The organism is Butyrivibrio sp. ob235 (assembly GCF_900109475.1).
Taxonomy (GTDB): Bacteria; Bacillota; Clostridia; order Lachnospirales; family Lachnospiraceae; genus Butyrivibrio.
This window is the reverse complement of sequence record NZ_FOBE01000015.1, coordinates 46,298-67,391: the sequence shown is the minus strand read 5'-3', so window position 1 is coordinate 67,391 and position 21,094 is coordinate 46,298. Positions and strand designations below refer to the sequence as shown.

13 protein-coding genes are annotated in these 21,094 nt (G+C 42.4%); 3 read left to right on the top strand and 10 right to left on the bottom strand.

Going from position 1 to position 21,094, the window contains the following annotated elements; all coding sequences use genetic code 11:
- Positions 1-288 precede the first annotated feature (288 nt).
- From BMW61_RS11810 to BMW61_RS11790, 5 genes are all read right to left on the bottom strand, one after another.
- Complete coding sequence (locus BMW61_RS11810; RefSeq protein WP_091822124.1) at positions 289-1,458, bottom strand: MFS transporter; 1,170 nt, start codon at positions 1,456-1,458, stop codon at positions 289-291.
- A 5-nt stretch (positions 1,459-1,463) separates the two neighbouring features.
- A complete protein-coding gene (locus tag BMW61_RS11805; protein ID WP_091822123.1) occupies positions 1,464-2,825 on the bottom strand; it encodes a leucine-rich repeat protein in 1,362 nt (453 codons plus the stop codon).
- An 88-nt stretch (positions 2,826-2,913) separates the two neighbouring features.
- Positions 2,914-5,481: a PEP/pyruvate-binding domain-containing protein gene (locus BMW61_RS11800; protein WP_091822120.1), complete on the bottom strand. Its 2,568-nt coding sequence runs from the start codon at positions 5,479-5,481 to the stop codon at positions 2,914-2,916.
- Positions 5,482-5,583: 102 nt separating this feature from the next.
- Positions 5,584-5,775 carry a helix-turn-helix transcriptional regulator gene (locus BMW61_RS11795; RefSeq protein ID WP_091822118.1) on the bottom strand — a complete coding sequence of 64 codons (192 nt, stop codon included), beginning with the start codon at positions 5,773-5,775 and terminating at the stop codon, positions 5,584-5,586.
- A gap of 3 nt (positions 5,776-5,778) precedes the next feature.
- Entirely contained in the window at positions 5,779-6,315 is a 537-nt protein-coding gene (locus BMW61_RS11790; RefSeq protein WP_091822115.1) for a DUF2178 domain-containing protein, read from the bottom strand.
- A gap of 237 nt (positions 6,316-6,552) precedes the next feature.
- Between BMW61_RS11790 and BMW61_RS11785 the strand changes: the two genes are divergently transcribed.
- The 3 genes from BMW61_RS11785 to BMW61_RS11775 are packed head-to-tail and all read left to right on the top strand — an operon-like array spanning position 6,553 to position 8,364.
- A complete protein-coding gene (locus tag BMW61_RS11785; RefSeq protein ID WP_022760659.1) occupies positions 6,553-6,903 on the top strand; it encodes a PadR family transcriptional regulator in 351 nt (116 codons plus the stop codon).
- Positions 6,900-7,478, top strand: coding sequence for a DUF1700 domain-containing protein (locus BMW61_RS11780; RefSeq protein ID WP_091822113.1), 579 nt, complete (start codon positions 6,900-6,902; stop codon positions 7,476-7,478). Before BMW61_RS11785 ends, BMW61_RS11780 begins: the two co-directional genes overlap by 4 nt.
- Positions 7,471-8,364 (top strand): DUF4097 family beta strand repeat-containing protein, encoded by an 894-nt coding sequence (locus BMW61_RS11775; RefSeq protein ID WP_091822110.1) that lies wholly within the window; start codon positions 7,471-7,473, stop codon positions 8,362-8,364. Before BMW61_RS11780 ends, BMW61_RS11775 begins: the two co-directional genes overlap by 8 nt.
- A gap of 52 nt (positions 8,365-8,416) precedes the next feature.
- Here BMW61_RS11775 and BMW61_RS11770 read toward each other — a convergent pair whose 3' ends face one another.
- Genes BMW61_RS11770 through BMW61_RS11750 form a run of 5 tightly spaced genes read right to left on the bottom strand, consistent with a single transcriptional unit; the run spans position 8,417 to position 20,578 of the window.
- Positions 8,417-10,771, bottom strand: a complete 2,355-nt coding sequence (locus tag BMW61_RS11770) for an HD domain-containing phosphohydrolase (RefSeq protein WP_091822108.1) — start codon at positions 10,769-10,771, stop codon at positions 8,417-8,419.
- A 24-nt stretch (positions 10,772-10,795) separates the two neighbouring features.
- Positions 10,796-11,554 (bottom strand): response regulator, encoded by a 759-nt coding sequence (locus BMW61_RS11765; RefSeq protein ID WP_091822106.1) that lies wholly within the window; start codon positions 11,552-11,554, stop codon positions 10,796-10,798.
- A gap of 15 nt (positions 11,555-11,569) precedes the next feature.
- The gene (locus BMW61_RS11760; protein ID WP_091822103.1) at positions 11,570-15,868 is read right to left on the bottom strand and encodes a hybrid sensor histidine kinase/response regulator; all 4,299 of its coding nucleotides are present in this window, start codon (positions 15,866-15,868) and stop codon (positions 11,570-11,572) included.
- Positions 15,861-18,017, bottom strand: coding sequence for an HD domain-containing phosphohydrolase (locus BMW61_RS11755; RefSeq protein ID WP_091822101.1), 2,157 nt, complete (start codon positions 18,015-18,017; stop codon positions 15,861-15,863). The genes BMW61_RS11760 and BMW61_RS11755 overlap by 8 nt, the downstream gene beginning before the upstream one ends.
- 20 nt (positions 18,018-18,037) lie before the next feature.
- The gene (locus BMW61_RS11750; protein ID WP_175475175.1) at positions 18,038-20,578 is read right to left on the bottom strand and encodes a response regulator; all 2,541 of its coding nucleotides are present in this window, start codon (positions 20,576-20,578) and stop codon (positions 18,038-18,040) included.
- Positions 20,579-21,094 lie beyond the last annotated feature (516 nt).

Sequence of the window (21,094 nt, the reverse complement as noted above, 5' to 3'; positions counted from 1 at the left end):
AAACGATTACAATATAATACGTTTCTATGATTATAGCAAGCATTTTTTAGTAATTTCATCACTTTATACAATTATTAAGACATACAAAAATAAATTCATGCGCTCTTTGCATATATATTCAAGTATACATGAATTTTATGAGTTTCCTCTTTTATTATCGAGCTTTTTTGTTAAATGAATTCTGTTAGCGCAGAAATAGCGCGGAAACCGGTGTGATTTAACCGGCATTTTAAAGAACAAGAAAAAAATTGTTTACAAAAAATTTACATATAAAATTACTTATGAGAATTACATATTATTCCTATTATGAATTTTCCCTGCGAAATATGCTGACAAAAAAGATATTATAAAGAAGCCCGCAAGACACATGATTGCTTTGCGAAGTCCAAAAAGATCCCCGAATTTTCCGGTGAGGGCTGTAAATATTACTCCGCCAATACCTGTAGCGGTGGTGATCATTCCGGTTGCTGTTGCTGTCTTCTTCCCTGCCATAGTTTTCATTATATTAAGTACGCAGGGATAGATTGCCCCGCTCGCAAAGCCAAGCGGTATGCAAAGTAAAAGTACAAGCATGCTGTTTTCGGAATTGGTTAGGATTATTGTGATAATCGGAATTGCAGCAGTGGCAGTAAGGAGAATTTGCCGCGCATACTTCGAGAAGTGGCCGACGATAACTCTCGAAGGAATCATAACAGCCCAGAAAAGTGACAGAGCATACTTCCCGATTCCTGATTTTAATACATCGGTAAACAGTGTATCGACGAAGAAGGCAAAGCCGTTTTCAAAACCGACATAGATACACATGATTGTGCACAAAAGTAAAATTCCGCCAATGATAAATTCTCCGGCAGAGTTCTTGCTCTGCGCGGAATCTCCCGCTACTGCTGTTTCAGTCGCGGTGTTCTTAGTTTTAAACAGGCCTATCAGAGATACTGTGCTTCCTATTGCAAGAAGCGCGAAAAGTGTACGCCAGCTTAGGCCTTTTCCAAGATAATAATTAACAATAAGCGGCGACGTAAGTGCACCGAAGGCATACATGGATGTGATGTAGCCTATCTTCTTACTTCCGCTTATGGGATATGCGTCAATTAGAGCTGCGATGGAAATAAATTGAAGAGCGCTGGTGGTAAGTCCCAGGAAGAATACTCCACCGATAAAGAATTTCTCCGCATCAGTGAAGAATATCAAAGTTGCTGCCGTGATCTGAAGAGCTAAGAGAATTGTAATGCACTTCGCTTTTCCGGTTCGGTCTGCCCATCCTCCGAGAATCAACGGTGCAAGCATTGTCGCAAAAAGCTCAACAGAAGCAAACAGGCCCATGGATGTAACCGACAAGTCGTAGTTTTTCCCGATGTTCCACAGACTTGCCTGATATCCGCCTGCTTCAAAGCCGTTGATGAATACAATAAGAAATAACACTATCCATAAAAAGTCATGGCTTCTTTTTGAATCATCCATAGAGATCACCTGATCTTAGCGTTTTTTGCCAAGCCCTTCTTTATGAAAAGCTTTTGATAGGTCTTCTTCAGTTTCTTCGGAACCTTTACTGTCACATTTTTCGGTGTGCCCTTAAAAGCTTTTGAAGCAACAGAGTCTTTGGTCAATTTTGTAGATTTGACATTTATGGTCTTAAGGTTCTTTGCACCTTTAAATGCATTCGCTCTGATATTTATTACGTTGTTACCTATTGTTACAGTCCCTAGTTTCTTGCAGCCGCTAAATGCCTTGGTTGCAACACCAGTAACGTTATAAGTAATTCCGTCTACAGTAACCGTCTCGGGAATGGTTATCCTTTTTGCTTTCTTATTAATAGTACATTTATAATCAACCGTAGGATTTTCCTGTGCAGAGGAAGTAACTACAAACTCAGCCGCTTTTTCCTCCACAGTAAAGGCTGTTCCTTCCGCTTTTCCTCCCGGTGCAGGTTCTTCAACTTTCTTTACTTCCTCTACGGGCTGCAGTCCTGTTTTGCTCGTATTATCTTCCGGTTTTGTTTCAGGCTCAGGAATCGGATCTTCTCCGTAGGTTGTAGGCTGTGCTGATGCTGCGCGTAGTTCTTTGGCAATATTTCCTGCATCGTCCGCAATCACGTTATAGCTGCTATCGCCGACTTTTATATTCTTAATTGTGAAGTTTTTGGGTGTTTCAAATATGAGGTCACTTGCTATATTTATGTCATTGTTATCATAGGCCAGTACTACAGATTCTTTCGCACTGATGCTTATTTTCCCGCTAAGGAGTTCAAGCGCTCCTGTATCCGTATAGATTCCCTGATTGACAGAGGTGAATTCCAATGTGCCGCCATCTACCAGAACTCCTCCTCTTCCTGATATCGCTTTGTCAGCGTTTTTTATTGTAATAGAAGTATTACCACCGCTAATTGTTATTTTGTCTGTGGAGAAGAAGCCGTTCTTTCCTCCGCTAAAATCAAAATTACCTTGTATGTCGAGCGCAGCCATGTAGGATCCGATTATCATAGTTGTGATATTGGGAGCCAGTAGTTTTGCGTTGCCGCGAATTTTAAGAGGGATTTCTGTGTAGACCATGCAGTTTGAAGCGATTTTCCCATTGTAGGTGCCGCTTATTGCCGTTGCACTATTAAAGGTAAGAGTATTGGTGGAAGGATCAAATGAAGCACTTCCTGTTCCGCATTTTATATAAGCCATGTTGGCGCTTGTGATCTGGGTACTGCCGATCCAGAGGTTGTAGGATGTAGGCGCTGAGTCGGCACTAACGGTGATATTTGATGAGAAAAGTGCAGTAATAAAAAGCATGCAGGAAAAGCATACTGATAAAATGTGTGAAGTAATTCTGTGCTTGTACATGTGATCCCCCTCATAATTTGTTCTATACTTATATATCGTAATAAAAGTTCAAATTATTTACCGGGGGATGAAATTTTTATTTACTATCCTATACCAATAGCAATTTGTTGTTCTCAAGGTCGTAGTACAGAGTAAGTTCGCTGCCTTTAAGATCGTAGACTCTGGCTATGTCTTTATTTTTCTCATCACTTATAAAATCAGAGGAGATATCTTTATATGCGGAGAGCTTATCCGGAGCGAAAACAAGAGTCTTTTCATTCGCAAAAACAGCGGTGTAGAGGATGTCAGCCTCGACGAGATCCTGGAAGATGTGGCTTCCGTAGGAGAGCTCGGGATTGTAGCCCACTTCCTTTTCCTCAACTTCACAAACAGTCTCAAACTCACTGATATCAGCGAAAGTTGTGGGTACTCCGAGTTCAGGTGATGAAGTTCCGATTCTGCCGGGCACGATGAGCATCATGTGTCTACCCTGTTCTCTGTAGGTCCAGTTGACTTTCCCGATGAGGTTGGCGATGCCGGACTTCTCTGCGTAGGGCATGTTGTAATAAGCCTTAGGGTCCACATAGACTATAAGGTCAATTGGAACGCTTCTGGAGAGTCCCATCGATGCTCCTATGCTCTCGAGGATGATCTTCTCCTTCGGAATATTCTCAGGGATCTCGACTGCTGCTGTATCCTTGAATATCTGCAGCGGTCTGCACTGCAAAAGGTTTATCGAATATTCCCCATTCTCTGAGAGGTTCATTGTAAATTCGATGTCCACTGCGTGCTCATATTCCTTCTGGATAACCTGCATCAGCTGCTGCATCTGAGTCATCAGCTGCTCTTTTTTCACAAGTCCACTGCAGGAAATGAATCTCACATCGCGGTAGATTCCGCGCTCCTTAAGGGAATCCTCCACCTCGAAGTCATGCTCCAGGAGCGTATTTATAAGATACATTGGAAGTTTGCTCTCGATGTCGCGAAGTTCAAGCCTCTTAAGCATGTGTTCGCCCACATCCACGGCTTCGACCGCCCTTTGTGAAAACTGGTGTTTCTCCGCTATCGTCACGGCTGAAGTCGCTTCAGGCATATCAAGACTAACGAGACGAGGATAGGATCCCATGGTTCTGTCGACAGCTGAGGTACCAAGTCCCATGACAAGTCTCAGCATTCCTGCCTTGGGATCAATGCCCGAGAGGAACTTGTAGGGGCTGTAGGAATAGCCGACTCCTGCCGCACAGGGCATATAGTACTGCCCGTAATAGGAGCCTGAAACTCTCTGAACAAGCAATGCCATCTGCTCATCTCTCTTATCAAGCCCTCTTCTTTTTCTGTAATCAAGAGCTGACAGACTCATGGTGCTCGCATATACAGTCCTTATGGCATTCTCAAACTCTGATAGGCGCTCCTCAAGAGTACCCCTGTTGGCACAGAATACCGATTCATATTTTCCCGCAAAAGCATTACCAAAACCGTCCTCAAGGATACTGCTGGATCTTACGATAAACGGATCCTGCCCGTAGTACTCCAGAATATGTCCGAACTGAGTTCTGAGGTCCTCCGAGAAAACTCCCTTCTTCAGCTTATCTGCAAATTCCTCCGCAAGGGAGAAGTACTCCTCTTCCGTTCTCTGTCTGACACGGATATCCCAAAATTCATTGTCAACGATGTAGGTGTAGTAGATGTCAGAACCTATAAAAAATGAATCATGGGGTTCCAGTACCTCGTTAATTTCAGGAGCCATATTTCTTATGATGGCTCTTGAAAGCAGCATTCCACAGGCTTTTCCTCCGATAAGTCCGGTACCTATCATGTGACTTCGAACGTTGAAATAATCCTCCGGCTTAAAGTGCTTTTTCACCATCTGCCTCATCTTCTCATCGCGGGTCATCATGATATTGCACATCATGTTGCAGGACTCCTCGATGTCCATGTGATTGTCGTACTGCATTTTCGCCATGTTGAAAAATCTGTCCCAGAAGTCGATGTACTGATCCTCACCGGGTCTCTGGAAATTATCAAGTACCTGGTAAAACCGGCTTGACTGGACACCATCCAGAATAGGTCTGAAGGTCCCATCCTCCTTTTTATAAATATGAGGAAGGAACATTGTCTCTGAGTCGCGGTTCCAGACCTTCTCCGCCCTCACATAGACATTTCTGGTATCAGAATAAACATCTAGGAAAAGCTGAGTAGTATTGAGAATCTTATTAACAGCATGATATGAATGTTTACCTCTTATAATCGGGAAAAAGGCCACTGTATCAAGAATGAATAGAAACGGGCAGGTAACTCTGAAAAAGTTGCCCATCATTAGGTCAGTCGCCCAGGCAATCTGAAGCTCTGAGAGACAATCAAACACATAGAAGGCGTCTTTACCTTCTTTATCTATAATGTTATGTATCTCCACAGTGAAGGTCTCAAAGCGATGTGACAGCGGAATATGGATAGTTTTGACCTCCGGGCAGTCCTCCACTAAAGGCTCATGGGATGCAAACCTGAAATAGATAATGTTTCGATTATCCTTTTTTGCCTGCTCAATATATGGATCCACAAAAAGCTTAAACTCCGAGAGTTCTGAAACTCTGAAAACCACGTTGTCTCCAAGTCTTATATTATCAAGTGCCTTATCCATCTCCGGAATCCCGGACAATATTCTGTCAAATGCTGCCATACGAAGCCCTCCATGCGAGAAAACACTATGTAAAACAAAAAGGCAAAGAACGCCACTGATGTAAGCGTCTTTGCCTCTTACCAATATAATAACATATTATTTTCATTCCCAAAACAGTTCATCAAGAGTTCTGTCCAGAGCCTTACAGATTGATACACAGAGCTTAATAGTCGGGTTGTAATCACCCTTTTCAATTGCACTGATAGTCTGCCTTGATACATTACAGAGCTTGGCAAGATCGTCCTGGGATAAGTCTTTCGCAGCTCTGGCTGATTTTAATTTAAGATTCTTCATAGCTTATTCCTCACTTGTTCTCCCATCTCTTAAACTTTTTACCCCGATAACAACCGCAAGTGTCAGGAAGGTCAATGCCATCATGGCACTGCTTGAAAGCTTTGAGAAAAACAGGTACGCGAAGGAATCGTTAATCCTATCCTCTCTGAACCATCTCAAAAGAGTTGATACAAAGGAAATAAGCTGGATGACGCCAATGCCTATGCTTACTCCGAAGTAGCTGCGCCAGCTCTGTCCCATAAAAAAGAACGAATCATGAAGCACGCAGTAAATCGCAAATATGAGAAAGCTTGCCATAACCACAACGATGAGAAGTCCGCTTAAAACATACTGCGGAAGGGGTGCTCCGGCGCAGGTATCATATATGATGATTCCAACAAGAAGTATAACTGTGGTGAAGTATGCACGCTTAAATGCTTCGGCGCGAATGCTCTGCTGCATCTCGTCGTATTGCTGATTCTTTTTCTTCTTCCTTGCAATAACAGCAATTACAGCAACAATAATCAGATACATAATTACTAAAATCCAAGACTCTTTCATTTCAATCATCCTCCTATAAATGTACGTTTTATTTGCTATCGCAAAAGTCATGATCATTTTCTCTTGTAACTATAAAATAACCCTCTAGATGAAATATGTCAAGTATATTTTACATTTAATCTGAAATATTATTCTTATTGCTATTATATTATTATTTTTTATATAATGTGTTGATATTTATAATACTATACGTTATATAATATTATATGATCAAAACAGTAGAAAGGAGCGACAAGCATGACGTATCAATTAACAGCACCGTTGCTGGATGCCTGCGTTCTGGGAATAGTTAGAAGTGAAGATTCATATGGTTACACTTTGACACAAAAGGTGCGTCAGGTGGTGGATATTTCGGAATCAACCCTCTATCCGGTTCTCAGAAGGCTTCAGAAGTCAGGGTGCCTAAGAACCTATGATGCTCCATTTCAGGGGCGAAACAGACGATATTACGCAATCACGGATGAGGGCAGACAGATGCTTGGATTCTATGAAGGCGAGTGGAACGAGTACAAGGACAAAATCGACGGTCTGATAAAGGGGACAGGATCAGACATCGCCAAGAGTTCTGAGGAGGGGATGACAGAATGAACAAGGAACAATTTTTAAATGAACTCGATAACAGATTAAGACTCATCCCTGTCGACGACAGGCTGGATGCTATCGAGTATTACGATGGATATATTTCCGACATGGAACTTACCGGAGACGAGGATGTTGTAGCAAAGCTCGGTACTCCCAAGGAAGTTGCCAAAAGTATTATCGAACAGTGCACGCAAAAGCACATAGAGAACACCGAGGAGCAAAAGACAGTAAAGGGAAAGGCCACAGTTTTATGGCTCACAATACTTGGCATAATATCTCTCCCTCTCTCACTGCCCCTTGGAATTGCAGCAGTTGCGGTTGTGCTTGCACTTGGCATAGCATTACTGGCCATACTCTTATCACTGGTAATTACAGCAGTTGCAATTGCAGCAGCAGGTTTTGCTTCCATATTCTGGGGCGTGATGGTTCCCGGAATAGGCCAGAAGTTCTTCACAATAGGTGCAGGATTGATCATGGCAGGTCTTGGAATAGCACTTACCTATGCACTTATTATATTTGTTAAAGCATTTTTCCGTTCGATTTTTAGAAATAAGAAAGTGAGGGAGACGCGATATGAATAATAGAATTGTATTTATGGTAGCAGGTGTGATGGTAGCTTTCGGTGCGATAATCCTCGGCGCAGGGATCCTTCTTGGTGCCAGCCCCATTATCGCAATCGGTTCAAACGGCGCGAGCGCAAGAGCAAATAAAGAACTGGTAAAAGATACTATAAAGCTTTCCGAATTTGACGAGCTGGACGTGGATACAGCATCAATCAACACATATCTTGTAAGGGGCGATTCCTATAAGCTTGAGTACTGCGCCTATGAGGACAACATCCCCAAGGTAGATCAGAATGGCAAGAAGCTTAAGATAAATCAGCCGTCACACAACGGAATTCTTCTCAGCTTCAATTTTGACAGAGATGGCGAGCAGTATTACAAGATCACCGTTCCCGATAATGCCGGAATAATCGATACCAAGCTCGAGGCTTCTTCCGGCACAATAGCTGTCGACAGTGTTGATATCAAGGGAAAAGTCGACGTATCTTCAGGAGTTGTAAAGCTTGATAACATAAAGTCCGAGGATCTTAGGGTATCCGCATCTTCAGGTGACATCAATCTCGATAAAGTCATCACTGACAAACTGAGCCTCGAACTCACTTCGGGAGATATGCACCTTACAGATTGCGAAACAGATGAACTCAGTGCCGATATGACAAGCGGTCTTATGGTCTTTGAGAAATTCAAGGTGAACAAAGCTGATCTTCAATCCACTTCAGGTGATATGAAGCTTGGTATTGCCGGAAAAAAGGACGATTACGACTTTAATATAGATGCAACCTCCGGAACCATCAAGGTTGGCGGCACTATAACAGAGCGCAAATTCAGAACAGACAATAATAAAGAAAAGTACATAAAAGCAGATATCACAAGTGGTCTTTTTGATGTATCATTTGAAGACTGATGTTTAAACGCAGAAATGGCACAGTTCCTCTTAGAGGCGTCTGTGCCATTTTTTATCTTATTCTGATGTCAGTCAGGGCGACTTCATCGCCGGTCAGAGCCGCGTAAACAATCTCTCCAATTCCCGATACCTCAGTGATATTTTCTATGTAGATACCAAGATTCTCAGTAATCGTTGTAATCTTGTTTCCTCGCTTAATAAAGTTTATCTCACTCTCAATTCCTGCCTTATTTTCAGTTTTCCAGACATCCCACCCTGGGAAGGTGTCCTTCTTTTTCATGATAAATTTGTTGCGGGCGTTGGTCTCTACTTCCTCTTCCTCGCCGTTTATCTTAATAAGCGCATATTCCTTATACCCGCTTCCTCCTATGTTTCCATCCTCGGAGGAGAAAAGAACTATGTAAGGACAATGCCACACAAGATCCGCATCGGGAAGTGTCATGCTATGGAATTTGATATTAAGACCGTCTTCAACCTTTATCCCCTGAGTTGATGCGCTGCGGAAGCCGTTTACCTGGACATTCGGGACATCGGATTCCATCCTCTCGATGAAGCTTACATCACCAACGATTTTCCTTATATCACCTTCCTTAATCTCTCTTCCTGTAAGCTGAACTTCGATATCATGTATATCACAGTTTTCACCGGTGATACCGATATAAACAGCCTTTGATTTATCAGGCAGTGCAACAATAACATTAAAAATGTGCTCGGGGCTAATCATCTGAAGTGACAAATGATCCTCAAATTTTGCCGCCTGAATGCTGTATTTACGTTTTCCATCTAATGCTGTTTTCTCTGCCTCGGTTATCTCCACCTCTCTCGCACTTGTGGAGATATAATGCCCGTCAAACCATATTTCACCGAATTCCAGATAATGATATGCCTCTATGGCTTTCTGATTGTCATGCACAATTCTGTCATAGGAGTCGAACAGAATAATTGAAGGGGCTGAAAAGCTCTTACTGTCTCCACCTGCCCTCTTGGAGGAAAAAATGATCTCCCTCTCCTTTGTATTAACCGGAATTCCCACGGAGATACTGTCTCTGTACTTCCTGCACTTAAGCGTCTTCTGAAGCTTAATTTCCTCCTGACTTTCAATTCTGCTATCTTCATCCAGAATTTTAACCATAATGTCGGTAAAATCCGGATCAAACTGCGTGCCTGATCCCTTGATAAGTTCCTCACGCACGGTGAGATAAGGTAAAGCATCGCGGTAGCTTTTCGGAGCCATCATGGTGCCGTAAGCATCAGCAATCGCTATTATCCTTGCTATCTCAGGAATTTCTTTTCCCTTTAAGCCATCAGGATATCCTGTGCCATCATACCTTTCATGACAGTAAAGAGCTCCGGTCTTTAGAGAAGGATACTCCCTGATACTGGATAATATTTCACTGCTGATGACCGGCTGTTGCTTTACAATTTGAAGCTCCTCATCCGTTAAATTTTCATTCTTATCAATAAGATTATCAGCGATTCCTATTCTACCGACATCATGCAGAAGCGCTGCGTAATATATCTCATCGCACTCCTCAGCACTTTTCCCGTAAATCTCCGCTATCCTTTTGGCGCAATCCGCAACACGCTCGGAAGTTCCCACTGAAAAAGAATCCTTCTTTTCAACTGCTGTCACAAAAGCTGTCGCTGTCTGATCAAAGAGGCGCTTCATACTCCGCCTCTCCTCACGAAGTTCGTGCATCTGAACACGCTGCGCCTTCTCAACCGTATCGTTAATGTCAAGGTAAGAGAACACATACATAAGGATTGATACCACAACCATGGCCATGTTTACGATGGAAACACCATAGGCAAATATCTGAATAATCCCGACTACTATCGGAACAAAAATGTATGCCGTAAGTGCTATATAAATAAGCCTGGCTATTCTCTTTCTATACATTCTGACAGCTGTATACTGGATGATTGGGCATATTACGGGAACAATGTAACACACAAGAAATCCCGGACCTCTATGATAGACATTGTTCTCATCAAAGTAGTAATAGAAACCTGTAAAATGTGCTATCACGGAAAAGATCATCCCGAAGGCTGCTGCCGCTCCTGAAAACTGCAGTCTTCTCGGAATCCGTATTTCACCCTCCACGTTTCTCAAAATATCATAAAGATAAATATTGAATACAAAAACCACCTGTGAAGTCAAAAAGAACACCAAGAGATTACTGATGCGCACCAAAAAAATACCCTTAGGCGAAAGATCGCCTCGGTATACGTAGGAAAGACGATCGAAAAAGAGGAGAAAAGTCGCTGTGAACTCCATTGCAATGAGGATCCACTTTCTCCGCCTGTCGAGGAATCTTGTAATAAACAAAAGGAATGCAATTGTCGTACATGCAGCGCAGAGCCACTGCATGATATCCAGCTGATATGCCCTTATAAATTCAAACATATCCTACTACTCCTTTTAACATAACTACCTGTGGAGGATAAAAAATTCATTCAGTTTTTCAAGGAGTTCTCCCTTTGTAATATCCTTCAAAAAATATCCTTCGGGTCTTAGCGCAACAACTGCCATTACGCTTTCCTTATCACCCTTGCCGGTGAGGAAAATCACAGGAATATCCTTTGTCTCTTCATCATTTCTGAGCATTTCAAGCACCTGGGGACCGGTTGTGATCGGCATTTCATGGTCAAGAAGTATGAGGTCCACCTTGTTTTTCCCCAGATACTTTATGGCCTGCAGTCCTGAGTTAGCCATGGCAACCTTATAATCTTCCTTAAGCCACTGTCTCACAAGAGAAAGATACTGAGGATCATCATCTACTATGAGTATGCTTTTCCTGAACTCTCCCGCATCGACCTTCGTGAAGTATTCGCTTACTGCGTCTACAAATTCCTGATTATCGACAGGTCGTGAAAATGTTCTGTATACCAGTTCTTCAGGAATATGATCTGAAACATACTCAAGATCAAGCTGTTCTCCGATAAGGATAAGCTCAGCACCCTTTTCCTCCATACTGTCTGTCAGAAAATGAATGACTTCTTCCTTGGACTTAGGGGCATCATCGATGTAAAATGCCAGAAGCTGCGTATCCTGCCAATTCTCATTTATACTGTTCACGGTGCACGGAACAAACACGCAGTCCACCCCTGCATCCCTGACCTTGCCAATAAGGACACGAATAATGAATGATTCCTTATCTCCTATGAAAAGCATCCGTTTTGTCGTCATTGTTTTTCCCCTTTACTACAATGATTTTACCAGTTCTTCCATATTGTCCCAATCAAAGTTCTTCATCATGGCTTCCAGTTCTTTCATCTTTTTCTCATCTTCTTCCGGAAGCTTATAATGTGAAAGCTGCTCAAGGATCATCTCAACCGCATCGTAATCCATCTGCGGAACGACGTCAGATAGCGCAGCATAGGCATCCGCAAGTTCTTCAGGTGGTATTACTTCCTTTTCCTCTTCCTCTTTGGTATCTTCCTGCTTTAACTTAGAGAGTTTTTCTTTATAAGCAAGATATTCCATCATGAACTTATCGTTATTTTCATCTATAAAATCAGTATCCGACTTATTTCCCGCTTCCTCAAGCTTAAATGCAAGCTCGGAAAGTGCCTTTGCTCCAATAATACGCGCAGAACTTTTCAGTGCATGTATCTTTATCGTGTAAAGCCTTATGTTTCCGTTTTCAAGCGCATCATTTAATGCCTTTGAGTTACCGTCAATTGTTTCAAGGAAAAGCTCAAGAGCAAAAATATATGATGCAATACCGCCGGAGTTCTTAATACCTTCTTCTACATCTATGCCCTCTGTGCTGTATATCCACTGCATAGTTTCAGGCATCTCAGTAATCTCTTCCACCACATAGTCATTTGTCGGCTTTTCCATCTTCTCTTCAGGCAGATGACGCATGATGGTTTTTTCCAGAATTTCCGTATCCACCGGCTTTTCAAGATATCCGTTAAAGCCCTTCGATAAATAGAATTCCTCTCCTGCAATGGAGTTTGCGGTAAGTGCGTATACCGGAAGATCGGGTTCTAGCTCACGGATCTTCTGTAGCGTCTCTATTCCGTCCATCCCGGGCATCATGTGATCGAGAAGTACCACATCAAAGGAGGAATCCTTTATCTTATCCAAGGCATCCTCTCCGCTTGAAGCAGTCGTCACATATACCTTTGTGGCTTTAAGGAGTCCCTTCATAACACTGAGATTCATGGGATTATCATCAACCACCAGAATATCTGCATCAGGTGCTATGAACTTAGGAATATAAGGTCCCTTAGGCGAGTTTTCATCATGCTCCATAAATGCTCCAAGGGGAGTATCGTCAACTATGCGCTGCTTCACGGTAAGAATAAATTCACTGCCCTCACCGTAAATACTTTCGCACCATAGCTTTCCTTCCATAAGCTCGGCGAAACGTCTGGAAATATCAAGTCCCAGTCCTGTTCCCTGAATGTTTGCGTTTTTCTCCTCTTCAAGTCTTTCGTAGGCTGTGAACAGCTTTTCCATATCCTCGGCCTTGACACCGATTCCTGTATCCTTTACCGAAAAGCGAAGACCAGCTATATCATCCTCACGTTCATCCATGGACACAATCAGAGCAAAGCCTCCTGAATCTGTATATTTGACCGCATTTGTAAGAAGGTTTAAAACTATCTGCTTTATTTTTCCGGAATCACCGTACAGGCGCTTCGGCAGAATTTCATCAACGATGACATCAAAGGTCAGTTCTTTCTGCGTACTTCTCACACGTATCATGGATACGATTGAACGCAGCATCTCCTGAGTATCATATTCCTGTTCCACCAGGTGCATTTTTCCGGATTCGATCTTTGAAATGTCAAGCAGGTTATTAATGAGTCCAAGCAAGGATTCCGATGCATTTCTGATATCAAAAGCATAATTCATCATGGACATAAAATATCCCTTGGGAACTCCTGTCGCATCCTCTCTCAGAACCATCTCGTTCATTCCCATGATCGTATTTATAGGTGTTCTGATCTCGTGGGAAATGTTTGCAAGGAACCTGGATTTTGCTTTGTTTGCCTGCTCTGCCTCGTCCCTTGCCTTCAGGATCTCTGCATACTGTTTTTGCACTACTGAATGTGTCGATATTCTCCAAATAATACGCCCTGAAATGCCGATGACAATCAAAGCCATTATCATTCTGAACAGGAAAAGTTCGGTAAATTTTGCCTCTTTTATAATTGTGTAGGTATCATCCTGTAAAATGTCACCGGTTTTGGTGTCCAATATCTGAATGTGCAAGGTGTAATTGCCATATTTGAGATTTGTAAATTCAAGTGGTGAAAGCTTACTCCTAAGCACAGTAATGCCACCATCCTGCCCGCCTTCGAGGAATACCCTTACCAGAGGATTAAGCATCGTGTAATCCATAACAGCGGCAGAAATCTGAATTCTTCCGTCTGAAGCCGGAATCCTGTAAGATCCGTCCTCACGCCTTGGAACTTCCTCGTCATCACAAAATACAGAACTTATACCGGTTTTAACTTTTTCGTTTTCTTCATAATAGTCATTGATATTGACCTTGATAACACCGTTCCTTCCGGGAATATAAAGGTTGCCCGTATAGTCCTTAGTAGCAAAGGAATAGGTCATAATTCCGTAAGGAAGTCCGTTCTCAACAGTGTATAATCTGTAATCACTGATTTCATTCCTGAGCATAAGATTTGCGTTTACAACATATACTCCATAGGAGGATAAAACCCATGCGTTATCTTTATCGTCAAATGCAATGTCATAGTTGTTGCTATAAGGGAAAGTCGTTATTGGAATTATTTCTCCGTCCTTCATATATTCTATTGAATTGGAGGTAAGAATCCAGCAAACACCGCGCCTGTCATCTCTCATAATTCGAACTATGACATCGCTTGTAAGCCCGTCATCTCTTCCAAGATGCGAAACCTTATCACCCTCTATAACATATATTCCTCCGCCGTCCGAACCTGCAAATATTATCCCGGAATCATCGACAAAAATCGTTTGTATTAAAGAATTCTTTATTCCGTCCTTCGCGGTAAATGTTTTTACCACTTCACCGTCTTTAATTAGGGCAATTCCGTCATTTGTACCCGCAACAGCTGTGCCATCGGGACTAAAGGCAATACATCTCACCTGGTTATGAGGCAAGCCATTCTTTACGGTGTACGAAGTAATAGTATTATCCGGAAGGACACAGATAAGTCCCTTCTCGTTTGAATATGTGCATATCCAGGTATTTCCGAGCAGATCTCTTTCGATATCACGGACTCTTGTTTCTCCGACAAAAGATGTAATCGAATTTTTTACCTGTCCTATATTTTTACCAATAATTTTCAGACCTTCATCCGTACCGGTATAAATATTACCTTTTATAAGACAGGTGACATTTACTGCCGCCTCTTCCATTCCTGCCTCATAGGTGAGATCCATGAAATTGTTTGTCACAATTTTCATCACACCCTGGGTAGAAGATGCAACCCACATATTCCCCTGATAATCCGAAGTCATCATCTCGATGTTGTTGTCCATAGGAATATTTCGAAGAGCATGGAAATGACCTTCATCACCAATATAGCCCACTATGCTTCTTGAAGCTACCCATACACGTCCGCAGTCATAGCTAAGCCAATGAACACCCTCAAGTGGTGATACCGATATACGTTTTAGTGCTTTGGCATTGAGGCCAAAGTCCCCGTAAAACAGGTTACTTCCTTCTGTTCCGAAATATAGCTTACCATTATTGTAAGGGTCTGCTGCAAGGCTTGTTATTTTCCCGAGTCCAAGTTCTTCACTGGTATAGAGCTCACTGACCGCGCAGTCATCTATCGCAAAAACAATACCGCTTGATGTTTGTCCATAGATTCTTCCCGTACTATCAGAATCCATCTTCAGCACACGTTCATCCGCTAATCTCTCATCTACAGAAGTATGTATCTGCATATTTTTATCTATATAGCAGACACCGGCTGTGGTTCCGACAAAAATATTACCGGCATTATCCTCTGCAAACTCCCTTGTGGAAGATGAAGGGAGACCGTCATCATATGTAAGCCAGGTCCTTTTCTCTCCATCGAGTATTACAACTCCGTTATCATTTGTCCCAACCCATATTCTGCCAAGGCTGTCCTCGAAAAACGCTCTCGCACTGGTCAGTCCGTCAGAAGTGTCCAGTCTCGTAAACTCTGTTCCGTCATATTTTATTATTCCGCTGTAGCCGCCAATCCACACGTGACCGTCACTTGCTCCAAGTAAAAACATGGCATCTGAGGTCGGAAGCCCTTTTTCGGCAGTATACAGTTTAGCAGTATAAGATACTCCGGGGATCTGTCCCGTAGCGGAGTATCCGCCACCATACAGCGAGTATTCATCCAGAGAATTCTGTGCAGTTACTGCGGTATCAGAAATAAGATCATAGCTTTCTCCATCGCCGGTATCTCCTGCAGCACTTACTGCCACAGAAGCTTTCGCCGCTATGGTAAGGAATAATGCAAATGCTGTAAAGGCTGCCGCTAGCCTTGTTTTTAAAGAATTCTTACTCATCGGCAACCTCCATATTCACATTTTCATTGTACTTTCTAAGCACTACCTTAACTTCAGGCAGGGCATCCATAAACACTTCCACACACTTGGGGTCAAACTGTGTTCCGGCACCATCCTGCAGCATCGCAAGGGATTCCTGCAGGGTGAACGGCGGTTTATAAACCCGGGGAGAAGTAAGCGCATCAAAAACATCCGCAACTGCCATAATTCTTGCAGAGAGCGGAATCACCTCACCGTGTAAGCCTTCGGGATAACCTGTTCCATCCCACCTCTCATGGTGATACGCTGCCATATTTCTTGCTTCCTTAAGATAGTTCGCGCCTTCCACTGTACTTATGGCTTTCTCCATAATCTCTTTGCCCGCGGTGGTATGCGTTTTTATAATCTCATATTCTTCAGGCGTAAGCTTTCCCGGTTTATTAAGCACATTGTCGGGGATATTTATTTTTCCGATATCATGAAGAGGCGCACTTCGAACAACGTCTGATATGAATTTCGGTGTAATTTTTTCAGCGTAATATCCCTTTTTCTTAAGTCCCTCAACTATTATCTTCACATAGGCTGCTGTTTTCTGGACGTGTGCTCCGGTATCGGAATCTCTGTTCTCGACGAGGTCCGCCATCGTTATGATCAGACCATCCTGCATTTTCACGGTATTTTCGGAAAATCTGCGAAGACTTCTGAACTGCTCTGTCTGATTAAGTGCCATGTCACAGATAGCCTTATAGAGTTTTTCTGTTTCATCGCCTGTATGAATATCAAGAGCTCGCAATTTTCTCACGGCTGCATCGAGTCTTTTCTGGTCGGTACCAGCACCTATAAAATCCTCTACTGAAAGAGCCATGCTATTTATCGGATAGGTTGTAAATGCGCCTGTATACCACATTCCATAGGCGAGAATCAGCACGAATAGTCCCGACATACTAAGAAGTACACGCAGGATAAAATTACCCATATAATCTGCCATATATGACAGAGAAACCACAGCACCCGCATAGGCAACTGTTTTCCCGAATCTGTCCCTGACAGGACTGTAAGTAGCAAGCGCCCATTTATTGATGGCATCAGTTTCTATCGGTTCTATTTCCTCGCCCGCAAGAAGCTGTGACAGGTATGGTGCCATTGAAGCTTCAACCTGAAGAACAGATCCCGGAGGGTTTGTGTTGCCGTTCTCATCCCCAAGGTCAAAAACGGTGTAGCAGCCGTCTTCTCTGTACTGAAGAACGAAAAGATAATTTACTCCGTTTGCATTTTCCCTGATCTTTCTGAGCATTTCCTCGGTCTCTTTATAACCGGACATGCTTTTCCCGTATTCAATATAGGAGTCGATCATATCAGGATTAACAACGGACGCAGCAAAATCGGCTGCAGTAGTTGCAACCCGCATTCTTTCTTGTTTTGTATTATCAAAATAGAGTCTTATTCCAAGCTCACTGATTATTGCAACAAGCGCAACAGAAATCGCAAGCAGCATAAGCGTCATTCGTCTTTTCACGGAATGATGAGTTTTACCTGCATGCTCATCCATCTCCCGGATTTCTTCAGGCGACAGTGGCCGCTGTCGCCATCCCATCTCCTGCATGATATCCCGCGCTTTAGATGGAATAAAATGAATAACCGCAAGCGCTGCTGCTATAGAAATGCTCTTGTCAATAATATCCATGCAGATGTTTATTACAAGAGACATAAAGAACCTGTAAAATTCATCTTCTGCACCGATCGCAGAAAGGATTCTCAGAGTGTAGTCCTGCTGAGGGCCTCCAAAAAGGCCCCACTGAATAAGCACGCTGATTCCGCCGCTTATAATTCCCGAAACCACTATGAACAGGATTATATTTTGAATTTTACGAAACGATCTTTTTCTTACAAACCATGCTACATAGATAGCAACCAAAGTGTTTACGAATCCAAAATAAGCCGCAATGTCATTAAATACAGTGCAGATCAAATTGGTCACTACAGCTGTCACTATCCCGGGAAACAGTCCACCCATTGCAGCAACAATTATGGTTCCTATTGTATCGAGAAAAATGGGCAAGTCCAATTTATAGGACACATAGGAAATAATCACATTGACTGCAATACCGAATGAAATGGTTCCCACTCCGAGCAGGTTGTATTTCTTGTTCCGATAAGTATTTGCCTTCACTGCTTATCCTCTCACAGACACTACAACTGCTCCAGTACCTCCTTGTACTTTCGATAATCTTCAAGCAATTCGCTATTGTTATCTTTAATGTAATCAAGGTCTCCGCGATTTCCGGCTTCCTCAAGAAGTCTTGCTTTTTCGGACAGGTCCCTCGCTCCGATTATTCTGGCGGAGCTCTTTAGTGCATGAACCTTTGTTGTGTAATCCTCAATTTCTTCTTTAAAGTAAAGCTCTTCTATTTCATCCGATTTCTTATCCACGCTGTCCCTGAAGAAACGAAGTGTATCGACAAACAATTCCTCCGTTCCGGCGTAGTCCACTCCTGCTTCGATATCGATATAGCCCTCTTTCTCCAGACTGTTAAGCACTTTTTTAGTGTCGGATCTGACTACCGGAGGTTCTTCGTTATTATCGTCACTGCCTTCAGTTTCTTCCGAGCCATTACCAATATTTTGTTCAATAGTATTAGCCTCGGCGTTTCCCGGAGTAATTATTTTCTCAGCCGGAATATACTTCTTCAGCATATCCTCGAGACGTTTTCCGTTAACCGGTTTTTCCAGATAATCATCAAAACCGGCCTTAATAAACATGTCTCTTACTCCGCTGACAACATTAGCTGTAAGGACTATGCAAACGCTGTAATAATTTATTCCATCAGCATCGTATTTGATATGCTTCAGGAGCTCTACACCATCCATCTTGGGCATACGGTGGTCTATCAGCAAAATGTCATATTTCGTTTTGCTAAGGAGATCCAGAGCCGTCTTTCCACTAAGGGCAGTATCCACTGTCATCCTTGTACGTTCCAGAAGCCCTGTAACAACCTTAAGATTCAGTTCATTATCATCAACTGCCAGGATTTTTACATTGGGAGCAATAAAGCTTGGACTGTAATTGCCCTGTCCGGTAGCAACTTCCTCATCAATTTTGTCATATGCCCCTATCTTCTCCCAGTTGGCTACCTTCTGTCTTACTACAAAGGAAAACTCACTACCTACGCCATACGAACTCTTAATTTCAAGCTTGCTGTCCATTCCATCAAGAATCTGTTTGACAATGCTCAAACCAAGCCCTATTCCCTCAAGAGATCTTCTATTGCCTTCTTCAATTTTCTCCAATGTACTAAACAGTTTATCAAGCTCCTCAGGTTTCATTCCAATGCCTGAGTCCTTGACGTGAATTTTCAAATCGATGCAATCATTTTCAACCTTTGTAAAGTCTATATTCAGCTCCACAAAGCCTGCCATGGTGTACTTCACACCGTTTGTAAGAAGGTTGATCAGAACCTGCTTCAGCCTTGATTCATCGCCGATAAGCCCATCGGGAATATTCGGATTAACTATTGGATTATAGAAAAGTCCCTTGCTCTCTGCACGTTCTGTAATCATCATATTGACATCGTGAATCATGCTCGATAAATGATAGGACTCTTTTTTTATCTTTAACTTGCCCTCTTCCATCCTGGAAAAATCAAGAATATCATTCACAAGGAACAGAAGCGCATTGGCAGAACTGTTTATATTGAATGCGTACTGCTTGATTTTTTTGTCGTTCGTCTCTCTCTGCACAAGTTCCCCCATACCCATAATTGAATTTATGGGGGTTCTGATCTCATGGGACATATTTGCAAGAAACAGAGTTTTAGCCCTGGAAGCTTCCTCTGCGATCTTGTAGGCTTTTCTGAGTCTGAAGTACATAATGGCTCCAACCACGACAACTATAAAGAATAATCCCAGAATAACTCTGTACGCGTACAGATAATCCAAAAGATCATATTTGTATAGCCTTCTTGTCGTGTAATCAAGAATAATAGCCTGCTTTTCACTATCTGAAATCGTTGCTATTTCCTTGTTCAGCTTCTCAATAATCTTACGGCTATTTGAAGTATCAGGCGCGCCTGCATAAACTCCCATGGAAATGACTTCCGTCGGATGAACCCTCAGATTCGAATAGAATGGCTTTTGAAGCAGGTAGCTCCATACATATGCATTATTCAAAAGTGCATCAACTTTTCCCGCCTTAAGCACGCTCACACATTCAGAAACATCTTCGTATAAAGTTATATCCATTCCCGGTACAGTCTGTTTGAGTGTCTCCGCAATACCTGCCTGAGATTTAAGCATACCTACTCTTAACTTGTTAAATGCAGGAAGTTCCGGATTACTCACAGTAACAAGTGTCATCGGCGTCTCTACCAAGGCATCCGTTATGACACTTTGCAGACCACCCTCGCTTGAAATAGCACTTCCAAGCGGCATGACAAGGTCATACTTATCATTATCGAGGGCCGCCTTAATATTTCCTTCCTGCATTGCCCTAAACTGTACTTCATAGCCGGCTGCATCTCCTGCTTTACGCAGAAGATCAGCCCCTATACCGACAATTTCGTTTGTCCGATGATCAACATAATACATAGGGCAGCGGTCAGCCGGAACACCCACGATAAGTGGTTTCTTTGAAGCTGCCGCTACGCTGTTTGAAGACATAGCAGTGCTAATAAGCACCATAAAGGTGCATAGCAAAACTATGAAGATTTGACTTGATCTCCGTATATTTTTCAAGACGTTCACCTTCCTTGTAAAGGAGTCGTTCCGACACTGAGGGCAAAATATCTATAAATATATGGTACATCAAATCAATTGGTGATTATATTAAATAACGATAAAGAATTTATGTATAAATACTATAAAAAAATTATTTTATCTCCATTGTAGCCCGCAATAAGACCTGCAAGTACCGAAAGCTGTTTTAGATATCCCTTTACGCTTGTGATACTAAAAATGTGCACATTATTGTTGAAAGTGTCTTGTGATTTTTGGGGTGAGGGGAACCAGTACCAATATATGGGCTATTTGTAGCTTTTCTTGGTATGGGATTACTTCGATATCACCAAGATATTATTAAAATCGCCTTTATCTTGGTCCATAGTATTCAGAATAATACCAAGATATTTCTAAAACCGGTTATATCTTGGTTCAGATTTGCAAAAATAATACCAATATATAACTGAAATCAGCTTTATCTTGGTTTATTGTCTGTAGAATACTACCAATATATAGCAAAAGCAGGCTGCATCT

Excerpts from the sequence above, each read along its gene's own strand:
- BMW61_RS11780 (WP_091822113.1), top strand. The coding sequence starts at position 6,900 with ATGAACAAGGAACAATTTTTAAATGAACTCGATAACAGATTAAGACTC.
- BMW61_RS11790 (WP_091822115.1), bottom strand. The coding sequence starts at position 6,315 with ATGAAAGAGTCTTGGATTTTAGTAATTATGTATCTGATTATTGTTGCT.
- BMW61_RS11760 (WP_091822103.1), bottom strand. The coding sequence starts at position 15,868 with ATGAGTAAGAATTCTTTAAAAACAAGGCTAGCGGCAGCCTTTACAGCA.
- BMW61_RS11810 (WP_091822124.1), bottom strand. The coding sequence starts at position 1,458 with ATGGATGATTCAAAAAGAAGCCATGACTTTTTATGGATAGTGTTATTT.
- BMW61_RS11765 (WP_091822106.1), bottom strand. The coding sequence starts at position 11,554 with ATGACGACAAAACGGATGCTTTTCATAGGAGATAAGGAATCATTCATT.
- BMW61_RS11795 (WP_091822118.1), bottom strand. The coding sequence starts at position 5,775 with ATGAAGAATCTTAAATTAAAATCAGCCAGAGCTGCGAAAGACTTATCC.
- BMW61_RS11775 (WP_091822110.1), top strand. The coding sequence starts at position 7,471 with ATGAATAATAGAATTGTATTTATGGTAGCAGGTGTGATGGTAGCTTTC.
- BMW61_RS11770 (WP_091822108.1), bottom strand. The coding sequence starts at position 10,771 with ATGTTTGAATTTATAAGGGCATATCAGCTGGATATCATGCAGTGGCTC.
- BMW61_RS11785 (WP_022760659.1), top strand. The coding sequence starts at position 6,553 with ATGACGTATCAATTAACAGCACCGTTGCTGGATGCCTGCGTTCTGGGA.
- BMW61_RS11805 (WP_091822123.1), bottom strand. The coding sequence starts at position 2,825 with ATGTACAAGCACAGAATTACTTCACACATTTTATCAGTATGCTTTTCC.
- BMW61_RS11800 (WP_091822120.1), bottom strand. The coding sequence starts at position 5,481 with ATGGCAGCATTTGACAGAATATTGTCCGGGATTCCGGAGATGGATAAG.